Here is a 16,042-nt window from a genome sequence, read left to right on the forward strand (position 1 = left end):
CGGGCCCGGATGGTGTCCGCCGTCAGCCGTCGACACTCTGGGCGAAGTGGAAGAAGTTCCCCGGGTCGTAGGTGCGCTTCACCTGTGCGAGCCGCGGGTAGTTGGCGCCGTAGTACGCCCGCCGCCAGTCGCGCAGAGCGGGGTCGATGAAGTTCTGGTACGCTTGGCCGTTGCCGTACGCGTCCAGGGCGTGGCTCAGCTCCCGGAGCCAGCGGAGGTTCGCCGCGACGAGCGCGGCGTGGTCCTGCTCGGCCCAGGTCGTCTCGGTGGCCAGCAGGAAGCGGGCGGTTCGGTGGATGAACGCGGTGTCCCGCGGCCCGACGTCGGCGATGGCGCCGCACCACGCGAACAGGGCGATGCCCGCGCCGTCCGGGTTGGAGCTGCCGGGCCAGTCGTCGATCGCCTCCATGAAGGTCCGTACCCCGCGCTCGGGCAGCGGGCGGTCCAGATAGCTGGAGGTCACGGCGTACCGGTCGTTGGGCACGCTGTGGTAGAAGAAGTCCTTGGCCTGCCAGAACGTCTGGTTCTCGATCAGCACCCGCTTCGGTCGCGCGGCGCGCAGGACGGGTGCGAGCAGGTCCCGCAGATCGTCCGCCGTACCGAAGAACTGTCCGAGCGCCGACACCTTCCGCCCCGCCCTGATCCCGGGACGCGTCCGGCCCGCGCTGCCCCCGCCGATGCGGCAGGAGAACGCGTTCGGTGCCTTTTCCACCAGGGCCTGGACGGCGGCGAACGCCGCGGGAGTGTCCTGCCAGTCCCAGTCGAGCTGGTAGATCGCCACCGTGTCCACGGGCGTGGTGCGGAAGGTGAACTCGGTGTTGATGCCGAAGTTGCCTCCGCCACCGCCCCGGCACGCCCAGAACAGATCCGGGTGCCGTGTCTCGTCGCACACCAGGGAGTTGCCCGCGGCCGTCACCACCGTGGTGTGTTCCAGTGCGTCGGCGGTCAGGCCCAGCTTCCGCGAGCTGAAGCCGAACCCACCGCCCAGTGTCAGTCCGCTGATGCCGACCGTGGGGCAACGCCCCACGGAGAAAGCCACGTTATGAGGCTGGAGGGCGGTGTAGACGCCGCTGTTGCGCGCGCCCGCGCCCACGGTGACCGTGCCTGCCTCGTGGTTCAGCCGCACCTCGTTCAACTGGCTCAGATCCACCAGCAGCCCCCTGGTGGCGGAGTATCCGCCGTAGCTGTGTCCGCCGGACCGGGCGATCAGATGGATGCCGGTCCGCCGCGCCCAGAGGATCGCGGTCCGTACGTCGCGGGCGGTGTGGCAGACGACGACGCCCGCGGGACGCCTGGCGTTGTAACGGAGGTTCTGCGGGTGGCCCCACTCGTTGTAGCCGTCGTCCTCGGGCCGGATCAGTGTGCCGTCGAGGCCGCGGGCGAGTTCGTCCCACGCGATATCCGGGAGTGTGCCCCGCGGCGTGGCGTGGACCAGCCCGCCGAAGCCCGTGAAGGCCGGTCCCACGACTGTTGTGGCGGCGGCCGCGCCTCCCTGGAGTACCCGTCGCCTGCTGACCGGCGTCATGATGCGCCCACCTCACCCACGAGAAGATCCATGGCGGGAGTCTCGCGGTCGGGCAGCGCGAACCCGCGGTGAGGCGCGTCGAACCACATGCGCGTCACCCCTGGGAGGCGGCCCTGCCTCTGAGCGGTGCAATGTCCTTCTGATGATCGGATCCCCGATGACATCGCCGCCGATGACATCACCGGGCTCAGGCGATGCCGGTGCACCCCGCTTGATAGGCAAGTCGCCACTTGCCTATCATGTGCACCATGACGGAGGATGTCTTCAAGGCACTGGCCGACCCCACCCGCCGGCGCATCCTTGATGAACTGGTGGAACGGGACGGGCAGACCCTGTTCGAGATATGCGCACGGCTGGCGACCAAGCATGGTCTGGGGCTGTCCCGTCAGGCCATCAGCCAACACCTGGCCGTACTGGAATCCGCGGAGCTGGTCCTCTCGCGTCGTGAGGGCCGCTACAAGTTCCACGATCTGAACACCACACCCCTTGAGCGCATCGTGACCCGGTGGCTCAGGCCCGACACACCGGAGAGCACCTCATGAGAATCCACCTGTCCAGCGTCTGCGTCGATGATCAGGACAACGCCCTGCGCTTCTACACGGAGGTACTGGGCTTCGTGAAGAAGACCGAGGTCCCGCTGGGTGAGCACAGGTGGCTGACCGTGGTCTCACCGGAGGATCCCGACGGGACCGAGCTGCTGCTGGAGCCCGACGGCCATCCCGCGGTCAAGCCGTTCAAGGCGGCGCTGGTCGACGACGGCATCCCGGTCACCTCCTTCGCCGTGGACGACGTGCACGCGGAGTTCAACCGGCTGCGCGAGCTCGGAGTGCGCTTCACCCAGGAGCCCCTGGAGATGGGTTCGGTCACCACAGCCGTTCTGGACGACACCTGCGGCAATCTGATCCAGATCGTGCACAGCGAGTAGGAAACGGCTTCCGCTCAGAGGAAACACAGAAGTTCTCCCTGCATGCTGACCGTGCCGCGGGCCGACGTCGCCTGAAGCCCGTCGGCGTCATAACCACCGGTACGCATAGGGGAGTTGTCGTCGTGAAGAAGTCCACCCGCAGAGCCTTGGTCGGAGCCGTCGCGCTCGGTGTGCTGGGCACCAGTGGCATGGTGGTCGCCCTGGCCGACACATCCGGGGGGAGGGGTGGTGGCAGAGACGTGTCCGCCACAGGTGAGCATGAGGAGGAGCAGCTCCAGAAGCTCTACAAGGCGGCCGTGGCCGAGGGCGGCACACTGACCGTCTACGCGGGTGGGGACAAGCCGGGTCAAGCCGACTACCTCCGGGACGCCTTCATCAAGAAGTTCCCGAAGATGAAGGTGAACATGGTCGTGGACTTCAGCAAGAACCACGACGCCCGTATCGACGACCAGATCTCCAGGAAGAACGTCGTCGTGGACGTCACACATCTACAGACACTCGACGACTTCCCCCGCTGGAAGAAGGAAGGGGCGCTGGAGCGCTATCGACCGGTCGGCTGGAACCGGGTGTACGACCAGGTCAAGGACTCGGACGGCTACTTCACGGGCGCCCTCTTCTACGCCTTTGGCAACGTCACCGCCACCAAGCTCGGCGACAACGCCCCCGTCGAAGCCGAGGACTTCCTGCGGCCGGAGTTCAAGAACAAACTCGTCTTCACCTACCCCAACGACGACGACGCCGTCCTCTACTACTTCAAGCAGCTCACCGATCGCTATGGGTTCAGCTACCTGAAGAAGCTCATGGCCCAGAATCCGGCGTTCGTCCGTGGTACGCAGGACTCGGCCGACCTCGTCGGCACCGGCGACTACGTGGCCAATTTCGGCAGTGGCGGCAGCTTCTCCGGCCTCTCCACTCCCAGCCTTCCCAAGCGGAGCCCCTGGGTCGCCTGGCCGCAGACCGCCGCCATCCTCAAGGCCGCCCCGCACAAGGCCGCCGCCAAGCTCTACATGAGCTGGCTGCTGTCCAAGGACACCCAGCGGAACGCCATCGGCACCTGGAGCGCCCGCGACGACGTCGCCCCTCCGTCCGGCCGCAAGGGCATCTTCGACTACGCCCATATGAACCCGCTCGGACTGCGCGACTTCATGAGCGACCGCACCGCTCTCGACCGCTACAAGGCCCGTGTCGGCCTCTATGTGGGCGATGTGCGGGGTGTGAACCCCGCCGACCCCAAGGGTGTTCTCGGACTCGCGCCCATCAGCCAGGACGGTCAGCAGGGCTGACGAGACGGGGCGCCCAGGACCTGTCCTGCTGAGATGTGACACGCCGCCCGCGCGCAGTGGCGCGGGCGGCGCGATAGCGTCCCCTCAGACCAGGGAACAGGCCCAGGGATCAGGCCCGGGGACCGGGGATCAGGCCCAGCAGCCGTTGACGGTCGCGGCCAGGCCGTCCAACGCGTCCTTGGTGTCGGCCGGGTCGGCGCTGGAGCCGTTCTCGATGAACGAGAAGACCTTCCACTGCCCGTCCTCGGCCTTGGTGAAACCACTCAGGGCGATGGCGCCGGTGAGGGTGCCGGTCTTGGCCATGACCTTGCCGACGGCACACTTGGAGTCCGGGGTGTCGAACCGGCCCGTCCCGGGCCCGAGGGTGCCACCCTCCTCGCCCGCCACCGGCAGACCGTCCTTGATGGACTTCAGGGTCGTGCGGTAGCGCGGGTCCGTGGTCAGATCGAGGATGTCCACGAGGGTCTGCGCCGGAATGCGAGTGGCACGGGACAGCCCGCTGCCGTCGTGCATCTGGAAGTTGTCCATCGACACCCCGTAGGTGCTGCTGAGCACCTCCCGGACGACCGCTGTCCCGTCCTCGAACGTGGCCTGCCGACCCGCACCGAGCGCGGTCATCCGCAGCAGCGTCTCGGCGATGTTGTTGTCGCTCACCTTGAGCATGTGCTTGACGATCGTGGACAGGTTCGCGGACGTGTGCTGGGCCACCGGCACGTCTCCCTCGCCACTCGCGCCGCGAGTGACCTCACCGGTGACGGTGACACCCTTGTCGGCGAGGCTCTTGGCGAAGACCTGCCCCGCGTCGAGGGAGGTGTCCGTGACACCGTGCCCGTCAACGACCAGGGGCCGCACCGGGGCGACGGTGTCCGGGTAGTAGTCGCCGTTCCAGCCGGTGGCGAGGGTGGGCTCGGGGAAGAGGCTGTCATCGACACGCACCTTCACCGAGGTGAGGCCCGCGCTCTTCAGCCCGGCCACGGACGTCTTCGCCAGCGCCTCGAGGTCGGCAGTGGTGAGGGTGCGGTCGCCCCCGCCGACGAGGGTGAGCGTGCCATCGCCGTAGACCACCTTGGTGGTGAACTTGTGGTCGGGGCCGAGGACCGTCAACGCGGCCGTCGCGGTGGCGAGTTTGGTGTTGGAGGCGGGCATCAGAGCGGTCTCCGCGCCATGGCCCCAGACGGTCTTGTCCGACTCGGAGTCGATGACAACACCGCTGACAGTGGTGCCCAGCCGCGGGTCCTGGACGCGGGAGTTCAGGTTGTCCGCGATCTTCTGCTCGGCAGGGTCGAGTCCGTACTCGGCGGTGCCGACGTTCTTCGCGGTGTCCTTCCCGGCGGCGAAGGCGGACGGGGCGGTCAGGATCGTTCCAGCGACGGGCGCCGCTGCCGCGAACACGATCGCGCGGCGAGCTGCCGGGCTCAGCGTTCTCGGCTTGCGGTGACGACCGCGGGCACTGGCGGCTGGAGTGGTGGGGGGCATGGTGTTCCTTGACGTGAGTGCGTGGGAAAGCCGGATCTGGCTGGGAAATTAACAACCGAATTCCTTGTTGCTTTCAAGAAATGAGGGAGGGTTCCAGGTGTATCCCCAGACATGACAGTGGTAGAAGGGTCGGGGGCCGGTCACGGGCCGTAGCGCCGCCGTCGCACCAGCTGGTCACGCCCACTCGCCGAACCCGTTTCGCGGGAAAGAGTGAAGAGGGGCAGAACCTTACTGAGGTTGCGTCAGTTTCCAACACTCCACACGTTCCTGGCCACCTCTAGATGAATTGCTGGGGCTCCGCCGCTGATTGCGGGCCGTTCTCGCACAGCCTCGTACGCTCAAACGAATTCCGAGAGATGGCCGTGGCGTCCTCGTTCATGAGGGACGGCGTGAGGAGAGCGTGAGTGCGACCGACTGACGGGGAGAGGGTGTTCGTCTTCCGTACCGAGCGGCGCTGGAACGGTGCGGAGACATGGGAGTCGGGTCCACGGCTGCGGGTCGGGATCGATGGGGGCGAGCGGTCACCGCTCGACCGGCTCGGCTGGCGCACCCGCGACGGCGCCGAGGCGGCGGTCGGTTTCCAGGCGGCCATGGAGGGCTTCTACGGGTACCACCGAGCCGCCGGAGGCGCGTCGGCGGAGTACCGCGGCACGCTGGAACGGTGCGAGGCCGTCGAGGACGGCGCGGCTCACCGGTTCCGTACGGAGGAGAGCCAGGGCGAGGAGTGGCACACCGCGGGGGATCTGTGGCTGCTGCTCGAGGACGGCGACGCTCATGTGGAACACGTGGACTGGCACGGCGAGGCGGCCGGATCCGGATCGGTGACGCTGCGCACCACCGCCACTGAACCCGACCCCCGGCGTGAGGTCACCGGGCTGGTCGGCGTCGTGCGGGCGCATGACGAGTACGAGGCGGCCGGCGAGGTGGCGAAGAACCTGCTGGACGGCTCGGGCAGCAAGTGGCTGGGCGACGGATCGGTGAGCGGCTGGCTGGAGTTCGGCTGTGCCCGGCCGGTCGAGGTCCGCCACTACGTACTGGTCTCGGCGAACGACTGCCCGGACCGCGACCCGATGAACTGGACGCTCCAGGGTTCACACGACGGTCGGCACTGGGCCGTGCTCGATTCCCGTACCGATGAGGTCTTCCCCCGGCGGCACCAGCCGCGAGGCTTCACCGTCTCGGCCGCGCCGGGCGCGGAGTACCGGCACTACCGCCTTGAGATCACCGCGAACGCGGGCTCGGACTGCGTTCAGCTCTGTCAGGTCCAACTCTTCGAGGCCGCACCCGTCGCCACCTATGAGGGTTTCTTCGGCTACCGCCGACAGGTGGCCGGGAGCCCGTCAGGTTATCGGGGGGCGCCGCGGTCATCCGCCCCCGAACGGCCCCGCCCCCGCACCGTCGAAGAGTGGCGCGCGTATCTGGCCGACTACAGCGCCGACGTCATCCGCACGACCCCCGAGGACGAGCTGGCGGATGTCAGCGACGAGCAGCGGGCCGCCGGATGGCTGGGCTACGAGGGCGCGAGCGAAGAGCGGCTCGCCGCTCTGGAGCAGCGGCTCGGCACCCGGCTTCCGCCCAGCTACCGCTCGTTCCTCGGGGCCTCCGACGGCTGGCTGCACCTGAGCACCTTTATGTGGGAGATGCGCACGACCAGCACCGTCGGCTGGTTCACCGAGGCGGAGCCCGGCGTGGCCGACTCGATCACTCTCGGCGACTACCCCGAGGAAGACGCCATCTACCGGCGCTCGCTGCTCATTTCCGAGGAGGGCGACGCTCAGTACTGGCTGCTCGACCCCGGTGATGTGTCCGAAGACGGGGAGTGGGCCGCGTACATCTGGGCGAGCTGGTACCCGGGGCTGAGCGAGCGGCACGCGTCCTTCGCCGAGCTGGTCCAGGAGGAGCGCGCCGGGTTCGAGCAGCTCAGGTCCGACGAGGGCTACGGTGTGGACCCCGAGGGGGCCGAGGACTTGCTCGCCCAGGGCCGCGAACAGGCGTTGCGGGGAGAGGCCGAGCAGGCGCTGGCGACCTTTGGGCGTGCCGCGAACAAGGGCTCGGGCGTCGGCTTGTACCTCATGATCATTTTGGGCGCGTTCCTCGATCCCCAGTCCGTTCACCACGAGATCCGCAACAACGTCTTCGGCCGGGACCGCGTCATCTCCGCGGTCGGTGAGGACCAGGTGCGGGCCGAGGCGGTCCCGCTCTATCTGCGCCGTACGGTGGAGGAGCACCGGCCGCTCGGTGGGCTGCCGCGGCTCGAGAGCCTGGACCGGCTGGTCCCCGGCTTGGCCTTCGTGGAGGGCGAGTCCAACGAGGACTGGATCGCCCGCGCCGCCGCTCATGTGCCGCCCCGACTGCCCGAGACACCGGCCTTCGAACAGGCCCTGGACCTGGCCCGTACGCTGGCCGCGCAGGGCGATGACGAGGGGGCGTGGACCGTCGTCGTGGCCGCCCTGCGGCACTGGCACTCCGACGATCCGAACCGCATCGCCCCGGTCGTCCTGCTCACCGACCCCGCTCTCCGCGAAGTGATCACCCCGCAGCGGGCCCGGGTGGTGGTGACGCTCCCGCGCCGGTCCTCGCACGGCTCGCCGAACTGAACCTGCCCATGTCGCCGACGCAGCTGGTCATGGCCAGGAAATGCCAGGGGCCCGCTCGGTCCGGGGGCGTGCCTTGGGACGTCGCCTCTGGTGCGGGGCGGAAAATCCGTGGCCGGGGGAGGCGGGTCTGTTTGGATCGCGATATGGACAACGAAGACGCGCGGAAGATTGGGATCCTGCTGTTCCCGGAGGTCGAGGAGCTCGACGCTGTCGGTCCATGGGAGGTCCTGTCGTACTGGACACGTACCTTCGCCGAGGACGGGTGGCAGGTGTTCTGCTTCTCGGCCGACGGCAACCCCGTGACCTGTGCGAAGGGGCTCACCATCGAGGCGCACCACTCGATGGCCGACATGCCGGCACTCGATGTGCTGCTGCACCCGGGTGGCCGGGGGACTCGTCCTCAGGTCCACGACGAGAAGCATGTGGAGTGGGTCCGGTCCCAGCGGCGATCGGTTCCGCTGATGACGAGTGTGTGCACCGGCTCACTGGTCTTCGCGGCGGCTGGGTTGCTGGCGGGGAGACCGGCGACCACACACTGGGCGTCGTTGGACCGGCTCGCGGAGCTTGATCCCACGATCGACGTGCGGGCCGAGGAGCGGTTCGTCGACGACGGTGACGTGGTCACCTCCGCGGGGATCTCGGCCGGTATCGACATGGCTCTTCATCTGGTTGCCCGGCTGGCCTCGCCGGAGCGCGCACGTGAGGTGCGACGCGGTATCCAATACGACCCGCGGCCACCGGTGTGAGTTGACCACGCAGGGGGCCGTACCACCCGGTACGGCCCCCTCGTCCGTGCCACCTACGGGCCGGTCAGGAACAGCGTGTCGCCGTCCGGACCGAGTGCCCGAGGTCCGCGTCGCACCTCACGCACGTACGGTCAGGCCGGGCGAGCACAGGGAGCCCGAGGAGTTGGTCATGCACAGGTTGATGTAGAGCTTCCTGCCCTCGGCCACGTCTTTGGTCTTCTGGACGCGGTCTCCCGATCCGCTGGTGCTGATCTTGATGCCTACGGACGCCTCGCCGCGCGAGCCGAGGCCGTCGGCCATGAAGTCGGAGACGTAGAGGGTGTCGCCCTTGGGGTACATGTTGCCGCCCGGGTCGGCCTGCCAGTGGGCTTCGGCGACGACGTTTCCGTGGCGGTCCTTGGCCCAGACGGTGCCGTCGCCGAGCTGATCGGCGCGGGACCCGAACGTGACCTGCGGAAGAGCGGCCTCGCCGTTCGGGGCGAGCGGCCTGCTGGAGTCGGCGACTGCGGGCGAGGTGAAGATGGCAGCGCCGACGATTGCGGCACCTGCCGCGGCGGCGGTACGCGCGAGGATGGATGTCATGGCTGGGTTGTCCCCCGTATCGGATGGTCGTTGGCATAGCGGTCGGTCGGTGCTGGGGTTCTGGGGTGGGTCTCCGGGTCGATTGGTGACTGTTCCTCCAGCCTGCCCCCATCTGGCCGGTACGTCGTTAGTGCTCATTGCACAGCTGTGTTGGCAATGAGTTCACTCGTGGACTCAGCGCAGTACGGCCGTCAGCAGGTCGGTGCCCAGCGCGGTCAGATCGGACAGATTGAGGGTGTAGCGGACGTAGCGACCGTGTCTCCGGGGCGTGAGCAGGCCCGCGCGGCGCAGGACGGCGAGGTGGCGGGAGACCTCCGGGGGTGAGAGCTCCCAGGCGTGGGCCAACTCACCGGTGGTGTGCGGGCCGCGGGCCAGGGTGCGCAGCAGCCGCAGCCGTACCGGATGGGCGAGTGCCTCCAGCCGCAGGGTGACCGTTTCCAGCGACACCGGCTCCGACGGACTCGGCTCGGCCACGGGGTACTGCACCACCGGCTGCCACCCGCGCGCGTGGACCACCACCAGATGCGGATGGCCGAAGACACTGGGAATGAAGGTGACCCCGGCACCGTGCGCGGCGGTCGCCTTGTCCTGGAGCTTGTCCACGATGATGCAGTCGCCGTCCGGCGCCAGGGTGACCGCACCGGAGACCGAGGCGAGTGCGGCTCCGACGCCCTGGCGCTGCAACAGGTCGTTCTTCAGGCGCAGATCGGTGGCGAGCCGCACGGCGACATCCGCCCAGGCGGCGTCGAAGAAGGCCTCGGCGCACTGTTCGAGGGTGTGACGGACCCGCGCCCGCACGGCGGCCGGGTCCGCGAGCAGCCGTTCCGCGAAGGCTTCTTGCCGCGCGCCACGGGCCTGGGCCAGGTCCAGCGCCCGCTCGCGCGCCGACACGTCGGTGAGTGGCGACGGCGCGGCGAAGTGAACCTGGTTGCTGCCACACGTGGTGACGAGCGCCGCGGTCACATACGTCGCGTCGTCGATCCGGTCCACATCGTCCAACTCCTCGGCGAGGGTCGGCCGGGGGCGTGCGGGAAGCAGGAAGTCGGCTTGTGAGGAACGCCAGAGGAACTCCGCCTCCCGCAACCGCTCGGCCAGCTCCGGCCGCAGCCCGGCCCAGACATCCCCGGCCCAGCCGGCGAGCTGCGGATGATGTCCGGGTTCGGCCAGCACATGCAGCATGGCGGTCAGCTCGGCCAGCGGGGAGGCGGCGAACCGCAGTCGCTCGGACGGCAGGCCGCTGATGTCGATCCTCAACGTCACCCCCTCATCATCACCGACCGGCATGGCCGACGACACCGTCGGTTGACGGAGTCCGTCAATCGACAGGGCCGGTCCGGCGGCCGAACGCACCTTTGACGCCATGACAACCACCACCAAGATCCGGCCCCGCGCGCTCATCCGTGCCTCCGGAGGCCCCCGCTATGCCGTCGCCCTGGCCGTGGACGCGCTCGGCACCGGTCTGCTGCGCCCCTTTCTGCTGCTCTACGGGGTGACGGTGCTGAAGCTGTCCGCACCGGCCACCGGCATCGCCATGACGCTCGGCATCGTCGCCGGTCTGGTGTGCATGCCCGCGGTGGGCCGATGGCTGGACCGGGGTGCCCGCAGCACGGTCGTGGCGGCGTCGATGCTGGTGCGGGTGGTGGGCGTGGCGCTGCTGCTGGCCACCCCGACAGGGAGTGTCGGACTGTTCGCGATGGCGGTGCTCTTCCATGGCATCGGCAACCAGGCATGGCCGGCCGCCCATGCCGCTCTCGTGGCCACGGTCGCCCACGGCCGGGAACGCGACATGGCTCTCGCGGGGGGACGCGCGCTGCGCAACGCCGGGCTGGGCGTGGGCGCGCTCCTCGCCACCGCGTGCCTGGCGGGTGGCACCACCGCGTTGCAGGTGCTGGCAGCCGTCACCGGGCTCGCCTATCTCACCGCGGCGGCCTTGGCGTGGTCGGTCCGCCTCCGCGCGCGTCCGGCCGCCGCCCCGGCCAAGGACGCGGACGACGGGCCCGCTCCCCGGATGCGCGCGCTGCTGGCCGCCAATGTGGTCTACGTCTTCTGCCTGAACGTCCCCGAAATCGCGCTCCCTCTGGTCCTGGTGACACAGTTGCACGCATCCCCGGTGTGGTCGGCGGCCATCTTCGTGGCCAACACGGTGCTGGTGGTCACCCTGCAAGTACCGGTCACCGCCATGATGTCCCGCTTCTCCCGACGGACCGTACTGGCTCTCGCCGGTGTGGTACTCACCGTGTCCTACCTCGGCTTCCTCGCGGCCACTTCACTGGGACACGGCTGGGCTGCCCCGGCCGTCGCCGCGGTGTCCGTGGTCTGCACCATCGGCGAGATCATCTATGCCGGCAGCGCCACCGCGCTGGTCACCGCCCTCGCCCCGGCCCATGTCCTCGGGCGCACCCTCGCCCGCTTCGAGCTCTCCACCGGGTTCGGCCTCGCCGTCTCCCCGGTGGTCATCACCGCTCTCGCACCCCACGGCTCAGCCGCCCTCTGGGGCGGTCTCGCCGCCGCGACGCTCCTCTCCTCCGCCGCCGTCGCCACCGAGAAGGAGGATCAGGGCGATGACGAGTGTCCAGACCTGTGGCGCGAACGCCGCCACTCGTTCCATGCCGCCGAGACCGATACCGGGGTCGTACCGGGCGAAGAACATCCAGGTACCGAGGACCCCGGTGGCCGCGATGCCGAGGGTGACGGCCCGCACCCGGCCGAGCAGGGATTCCTTGCGGACACCTGCCGCGCACAGGAGCCCGATGTTGCCCAGACCCATGATGAGGAGCGCGCCAAGGACATGCAGGTCCTCATTGACGTCGGCGGGCACCGCACCCACCAGGACCCAGCCGCCCGCCCCGATGACGCACAGGACCCGGGCGGTCCACGCCATCGCTCCTCGCCCCCAGGCCAACCCGGTGAGCAGCACTCCGATGAGCAGCAGCACGCCCTGGACGGCGAACGAGGTGTTCATCAGATTGTGGAGGGGTGAGCAGACGTAGCGGGGACGGGACTCGTCCCATATCCGGCAGTGGACATTGCCCAGATCGCTGATGTTGTTGCGCTGCCAGCTGTAGGGCGTACGCCAGCCCGCCGCCACGATCAGTTGGACGATCAGGAACTGCGCCGCGTTCAGGACCCAGGCGACGGCGCCGATCCTGGCGGCCAGTTGTCCACGTGTCCCCGGACTCGATACGGACCTCGACTTCACGACTGCCTCTCCGTGTTCATGCTCGATCGCGCGCTCGTGGAGCGCGGGACGGTCATGTGTCAGATTCGCAGTGGGGACCGGGCCCACACATCGCTGTCGGGAGTGAAGTGCGGACCCCTCCTGCGGGGGACAGCGCCTGGCTCTTCCGGGGGATCCGCCGCTGAACCTCAACCACCGGGAGGGCGGGTGTCGCCATCGGCCACCGAGTCCGCCCACGACGCCATCGCCTCCAGGACGACCCGAAGCCGCTCGCCGTGCGGTGTCAGCCGGTACTCCACACGCGGCGGAATCTCGGCGTGCATGGTGCGGGTGACGATGTGGTGTGCTTCGAAACGGCGCAGGCGCCGGGTCAAGGTGTGGGGGCTGATACCGGGCAGGGCGTCGCGAAGCTCGGTGAACCGGTGCGGGCCACGCAGCAGTTCACGCACGATCAAGGTGGCCCAGGGGCCGTCGAGGAGGACGAGAAAGCGGGCGACGCCGCATTCGGGAAGCGGAGTGGTCACCCGGAGCACCCTACGGCCATTGGTGCACTTGATGTAACCGATGCATCCTGTGCACTAATGGCCCCATGACCTATGTGATCCACGGCGCCACCGGCGCCCAAGGGGCTCCCGTCGTCTCCGCCCTCACCGCCGCGGGCGAACCCGTGGTCGCTCTGACCCGCCGGGCCGACGCCGACGTGACCGGCGCACGGGTGATCGCCACCGACCTCTCCTCCGTCGAGGCCCTGACCGAGGTGTACCGCGGCGCGGCAGGGGTCTTCGTACACTTGCCGATGGCCTCCGAGGAACTCCGGCTCGACTACGCGCGCAACATCGCCGCCGCCGTCGCCAAGGCCCGGCCCGCCCGGGTCGTGATCTCCACCAGCGGTGCCACGGGCGCCTCGGCGGCGGGCGAGGGCGAGGACCCGGTGGCGGTGCTGATACGGGGGGTGGCGGACACCGGTGTGTCCCACGCGGTGGCGGCCCCGCGCCTGTTCCTGGAGAACCTGCTCCTGCCACCGGTCCTCGAAGGAGTCCGTGCCGATGCCGTGCTGCGGTATCCGCTGGACGCGGACCAGCCCATCTCCTGGGCCTCCCACCTGGACGTCGCGGACGCGGTGGCCGCGCTCTTCGCACGCCCCGAGGTGACCGGCGTGGTCGAGGTCGGGCACCACCCCGCCCTCACCGGGTCGCTCCTGGCGGAGGGCTTCGCCGCGCACTTCGGCACGCAGGTGACCTACCAGGCCCTGACTCCCGCGGACTTCGGCGCCGCCCTCACCCCCCTGTTCGGCGAAGTGGCCGCGGCCGGGGTCGCCGAACACTACCGGCTGCTCGGGGAGGTTCCGGACCACGCGATCGAACCCGGCCGTTCCGCGCAACAACTGCTCGGTACGGAGTGCCGGACCGTCGGCGAATGGCTGGCCGCCGTGGGTGTATGACCGGCCGCCGCACCCTCGTACCCCATCACCTGGACGAAGGGGCCGACGGGCTGTGGCCCGTCGGCCCCTTCGGGGGTCAGCCGGTGCAGCCGGCGATGGGTGTCGGGCTGCCGACGCAGTTCGTGGGCTTGTTGCCCCCGACGACAGAGCCGGTCAGGGTGACGGTCCCACTGTCGTTGGAGATGCCTCCCGGTGCGTCACTGGAGGTGTTTCCGCTGATGGTGCTGGAGGTCGCGGTGAGGTCACCGCCGTCGTTGAAGATGCCTCCCGCGAAGCCGTTGGCGACGGTGTTCGCGTTGACGGTGGAGCGCTGGAGCGTCAGCGTGCCGTCGTTGTAGATGCCACCGGAGTCGTTGTTCGCGTTCCCCTGGACAGAGTTGGCGTTGACCGCGGTATTCACCAGGGTCAGGTCGCCGTCGTTGTAGATTCCTCCGCCCTCGGCCCGGGTGCCAGCGGTCGTCAGGGTGTTGCGAGTGACCACAGAGCCCGTCATCGTCAGGTCCGCGTCGTTGTAGATGGCCCCGGCGAAGCCGTTCGATGTTGTCCTGGTCGTGGTGTTGAGGCTGAAGCTGCTGTTCGAGATCTTGACCGTGCCCCCGTCGAAGTCAGCGGCCGCGCCGTCCCCGCTGGTGCCGTTGACGATGTTGCGGGTAAAGGTGCTGCCGGAGATCGTGATGTTCGAGGTGCCGGTGTCGTTGTTGACCCCACCGGCCTCCACGCCCCGGTTGCCGGTGATGGTGGCGTTGGTGAGGGTCGAGGTGCCCTCGGAGTTGACGGCCCCGCCGTGGAAGCCGACGTTGTCGGTGTAGGTGTCGCCGCTTGAGGTGCTGGTGCCACCCGCGAGGACGCTGACACCGCCGCCGTCGTTGTTGCCGACGGTGGTGTTGGCGGTGAATCTGGTTCTGGTGGTGTGCAGGGTGCCGCCGCCGTCCACGAGGACGCCGGCCCCTTGGGCGGTGACGTTGCCGCCCCGGATGGTGAGGTCGGTGAGCGACAGGGTGCCGCCGCTGCCCACCTCGAAGATCCGGAACATGGGAGCGGTGGAACTCCGCTGGATGGTGGCGTTGTTCCCGGTGATGCTCACGGACCCGGTGATGACCGCCAGTCCGTTGTTGGTGTTGTCCGCGGCGGTCAAGGTGTAGGTACAGCCGGGCGACAGACTCAGTGACCCGCCAGTGGTGGCCACTCCGGCCACCGCCGTCACCAGCGCCGCGTCGTTGCACGGCACCGAGGCCGCGTACGCGGGCCCGGCCGCGGGCACCGCCACCAGTGCAGCGGCCCCCAGCGCCACTGTTCCCGCCAACGACGCCCACCGCCGTCCGGACCGTCTGCGCGGCCCGGAAAGGACCTGTGCTCTCCACATCATGGGGTTCTCCTTGTACACGTGGGTTCGATTCAGGTGCTCACGCGGAAACGCCACGGCGTGAGGAAGAAGGGGGTGGGGGTGTGGTCCTGCGTCCGGTGACGCCGGGATGCCGACTACGTCGCGGCCGAGCACATGCCATCCCAGTAAGGCGCGGTCCGGGCGGGAGGTCCATCACGGCGACGGGCATTCACCCGAAGAGACCATTCATCACACTCTGGACTCCGCCCGGCACCGGTACGCGTTCACCGACCGATCACGGACCGATGAGTTCTCCCGCTCCGGGCAGTCCGCACTCTCGACACATCGACCACACCACATCGACGGCGAGGAGCAGTGACGATGCGGAAGATCGTTGAGCAGGCGGTCATCACCCTGGACGGCCAGGTCAGCACGCCCCAGAACTGGCTCCCCACAAGGTGGGCCGGTGAGTTCGAGCAGCTCTCCAAGGAGCTGCTGCTCTCGGTCGACGCGCTCCTCTACGGGCGGGTGACGTACGAGAACCACGCCGAGGTGTGGCCGACCCTGGCGGAGACATTCGATGAGTACGCGGCCCGGATGAACACCATCCCCAAGCACGTGGCATCGCGCACCCTCACCGAGGTGACGTGGAATGCCACTCTGCTCGGGGACGATGTCGTCGACGCCGTGCGCAAGCTGAAGGAAGAGCCGGGCGGCGACATCCTCAAGATCGGCACCGGCGGCTCGTTCAGTCGGACACTTCTCGAGCACCGGCTGGTCGACGAATATCTGTTCTGGCTGTTCCCGGTCATCGCCGGAAGTGGCGAACGGCTCTACGACGGGATCGACACCACGGATTTCGACCTGATCGACGTCAAGCGGCTCGACAACGGCATCCTCGGCCTCACCTATGTTCCGAACGCGCGCTGACACGTCCGGTTGGCGGCGTCCCCGCCTCGGATCCC

Annotated in this window: 14 protein-coding genes and 1 pseudogene; 8 read left to right on the top strand and 7 right to left on the bottom strand. The window is 68.8% G+C overall.

Annotation, left to right across the window (positions count from 1 at the left end):
* Window positions 1–22: 22 nt before the first annotated feature.
* Window positions 23–1,525: an FAD-binding oxidoreductase gene (locus AB0C66_RS15765; RefSeq protein WP_362437646.1), complete on the bottom strand. Its 1,503-nt coding sequence runs from the start codon at window positions 1,523–1,525 to the stop codon at window positions 23–25.
* Between the two features lie 248 nt (window positions 1,526–1,773).
* On the opposite strand from AB0C66_RS15765, the gene AB0C66_RS15770 reads away from it, so the two are divergent.
* The 3 genes from AB0C66_RS15770 (at window position 1,774) to AB0C66_RS15780 (ending at window position 3,733) form a co-directional block, all read left to right on the top strand.
* Window positions 1,774–2,067: a metalloregulator ArsR/SmtB family transcription factor gene (locus tag AB0C66_RS15770; RefSeq protein WP_362437649.1), complete on the top strand. Its 294-nt coding sequence runs from the start codon at window positions 1,774–1,776 to the stop codon at window positions 2,065–2,067.
* The gene (locus AB0C66_RS15775) at window positions 2,064–2,450 is read left to right on the top strand and encodes a VOC family protein (protein WP_362437652.1); all 387 of its coding nucleotides are present in this window, start codon (window positions 2,064–2,066) and stop codon (window positions 2,448–2,450) included. Before AB0C66_RS15770 ends, AB0C66_RS15775 begins: the two co-directional genes overlap by 4 nt.
* 122 nt (window positions 2,451–2,572) lie before the next feature.
* Window positions 2,573–3,733, top strand: a complete 1,161-nt coding sequence (locus tag AB0C66_RS15780; protein WP_362437655.1) for an ABC transporter substrate-binding protein — start codon at window positions 2,573–2,575, stop codon at window positions 3,731–3,733.
* Window positions 3,734–3,862: 129 nt separating this feature from the next.
* Here AB0C66_RS15780 and dacB read toward each other — a convergent pair whose 3' ends face one another.
* A complete protein-coding gene (dacB, locus tag AB0C66_RS15785; RefSeq protein ID WP_362437658.1) occupies window positions 3,863–5,209 on the bottom strand; it encodes a D-alanyl-D-alanine carboxypeptidase/D-alanyl-D-alanine-endopeptidase in 1,347 nt (448 codons plus the stop codon).
* 404 nt (window positions 5,210–5,613) lie between these two features.
* Here dacB and AB0C66_RS15790 point away from each other — a divergent pair, with 404 nt between their 5' ends.
* Both AB0C66_RS15790 and AB0C66_RS15795 read left to right on the top strand, forming a co-directional pair.
* The gene (locus AB0C66_RS15790; RefSeq protein ID WP_362437661.1) at window positions 5,614–7,806 is read left to right on the top strand and encodes an SMI1/KNR4 family protein; all 2,193 of its coding nucleotides are present in this window, start codon (window positions 5,614–5,616) and stop codon (window positions 7,804–7,806) included.
* Between the two features lie 143 nt (window positions 7,807–7,949).
* The gene (locus AB0C66_RS15795) at window positions 7,950–8,552 is read left to right on the top strand and encodes a DJ-1/PfpI family protein (RefSeq protein ID WP_362437664.1); all 603 of its coding nucleotides are present in this window, start codon (window positions 7,950–7,952) and stop codon (window positions 8,550–8,552) included.
* A gap of 117 nt (window positions 8,553–8,669) precedes the next feature.
* Here the strand turns inward: AB0C66_RS15795 and AB0C66_RS15800 are convergent, their stop codons facing one another.
* Window positions 8,670–9,134, bottom strand: a complete 465-nt coding sequence (locus AB0C66_RS15800; RefSeq protein ID WP_362437667.1) for a hypothetical protein — start codon at window positions 9,132–9,134, stop codon at window positions 8,670–8,672.
* Window positions 9,135–9,308: 174 nt separating this feature from the next.
* Complete coding sequence (locus AB0C66_RS15805; RefSeq protein WP_362437670.1) at window positions 9,309–10,394, bottom strand: helix-turn-helix domain-containing protein; 1,086 nt, start codon at window positions 10,392–10,394, stop codon at window positions 9,309–9,311.
* Between the two features lie 100 nt (window positions 10,395–10,494).
* Here AB0C66_RS15805 and AB0C66_RS15810 point away from each other — a divergent pair.
* A pseudogene (locus AB0C66_RS15810) lies at window positions 10,495–11,694 on the top strand (MFS transporter); the annotation flags it as partial.
* Here AB0C66_RS15810 and AB0C66_RS15815 read toward each other — a convergent pair.
* A complete protein-coding gene (locus tag AB0C66_RS15815) occupies window positions 11,614–12,549 on the bottom strand; it encodes a DUF998 domain-containing protein (protein ID WP_362438790.1) in 936 nt (311 codons plus the stop codon). The pseudogene AB0C66_RS15810 and the gene AB0C66_RS15815 overlap by 81 nt on opposite strands.
* Window positions 12,501–12,836, bottom strand: a complete 336-nt coding sequence (locus tag AB0C66_RS15820; RefSeq protein ID WP_362437673.1) for a helix-turn-helix domain-containing protein — start codon at window positions 12,834–12,836, stop codon at window positions 12,501–12,503. Before AB0C66_RS15820 ends, AB0C66_RS15815 begins: the two co-directional genes overlap by 49 nt.
* Before the next feature lie 65 nt (window positions 12,837–12,901).
* Here AB0C66_RS15820 and AB0C66_RS15825 point away from each other — a divergent pair, with 65 nt between their 5' ends.
* A complete protein-coding gene (locus tag AB0C66_RS15825) occupies window positions 12,902–13,753 on the top strand; it encodes an NmrA family NAD(P)-binding protein (protein ID WP_362437676.1) in 852 nt (283 codons plus the stop codon).
* Window positions 13,754–13,829: 76 nt separating this feature from the next.
* Here the strand turns inward: AB0C66_RS15825 and AB0C66_RS15830 are convergent, their stop codons facing one another.
* Window positions 13,830–15,056, bottom strand: a complete 1,227-nt coding sequence (locus AB0C66_RS15830) for a hypothetical protein (protein WP_362437679.1) — start codon at window positions 15,054–15,056, stop codon at window positions 13,830–13,832.
* A gap of 402 nt (window positions 15,057–15,458) precedes the next feature.
* Here AB0C66_RS15830 and AB0C66_RS15835 point away from each other — a divergent pair, with 402 nt between their 5' ends.
* The gene (locus AB0C66_RS15835) at window positions 15,459–16,007 is read left to right on the top strand and encodes a dihydrofolate reductase family protein (RefSeq protein WP_362437682.1); all 549 of its coding nucleotides are present in this window, start codon (window positions 15,459–15,461) and stop codon (window positions 16,005–16,007) included.
* Window positions 16,008–16,042 lie beyond the last annotated feature (35 nt).

Source organism: Streptomyces sp. NPDC048636 (assembly GCF_040650655.1).
In the GTDB taxonomy this organism is placed as follows: Bacteria; Actinomycetota; Actinomycetes; order Streptomycetales; family Streptomycetaceae; genus Streptomyces.

Coding starts and splice junctions, on each gene's coding strand:
- dacB (WP_362437658.1), bottom strand. CDS start 5,209: ATGCCCCCCACCACTCCAGCCGCCAGTGCCCGCGGTCGTCACCGCAAG.
- AB0C66_RS15835 (WP_362437682.1), top strand. CDS start 15,459: ATGCGGAAGATCGTTGAGCAGGCGGTCATCACCCTGGACGGCCAGGTC.
- AB0C66_RS15795 (WP_362437664.1), top strand. CDS start 7,950: ATGGACAACGAAGACGCGCGGAAGATTGGGATCCTGCTGTTCCCGGAG.
- AB0C66_RS15825 (WP_362437676.1), top strand. CDS start 12,902: ATGACCTATGTGATCCACGGCGCCACCGGCGCCCAAGGGGCTCCCGTC.
- AB0C66_RS15775 (WP_362437652.1), top strand. CDS start 2,064: ATGAGAATCCACCTGTCCAGCGTCTGCGTCGATGATCAGGACAACGCC.
- AB0C66_RS15765 (WP_362437646.1), bottom strand. CDS start 1,525: ATGACGCCGGTCAGCAGGCGACGGGTACTCCAGGGAGGCGCGGCCGCC.
- AB0C66_RS15800 (WP_362437667.1), bottom strand. CDS start 9,134: ATGACATCCATCCTCGCGCGTACCGCCGCCGCGGCAGGTGCCGCAATC.
- AB0C66_RS15770 (WP_362437649.1), top strand. CDS start 1,774: ATGACGGAGGATGTCTTCAAGGCACTGGCCGACCCCACCCGCCGGCGC.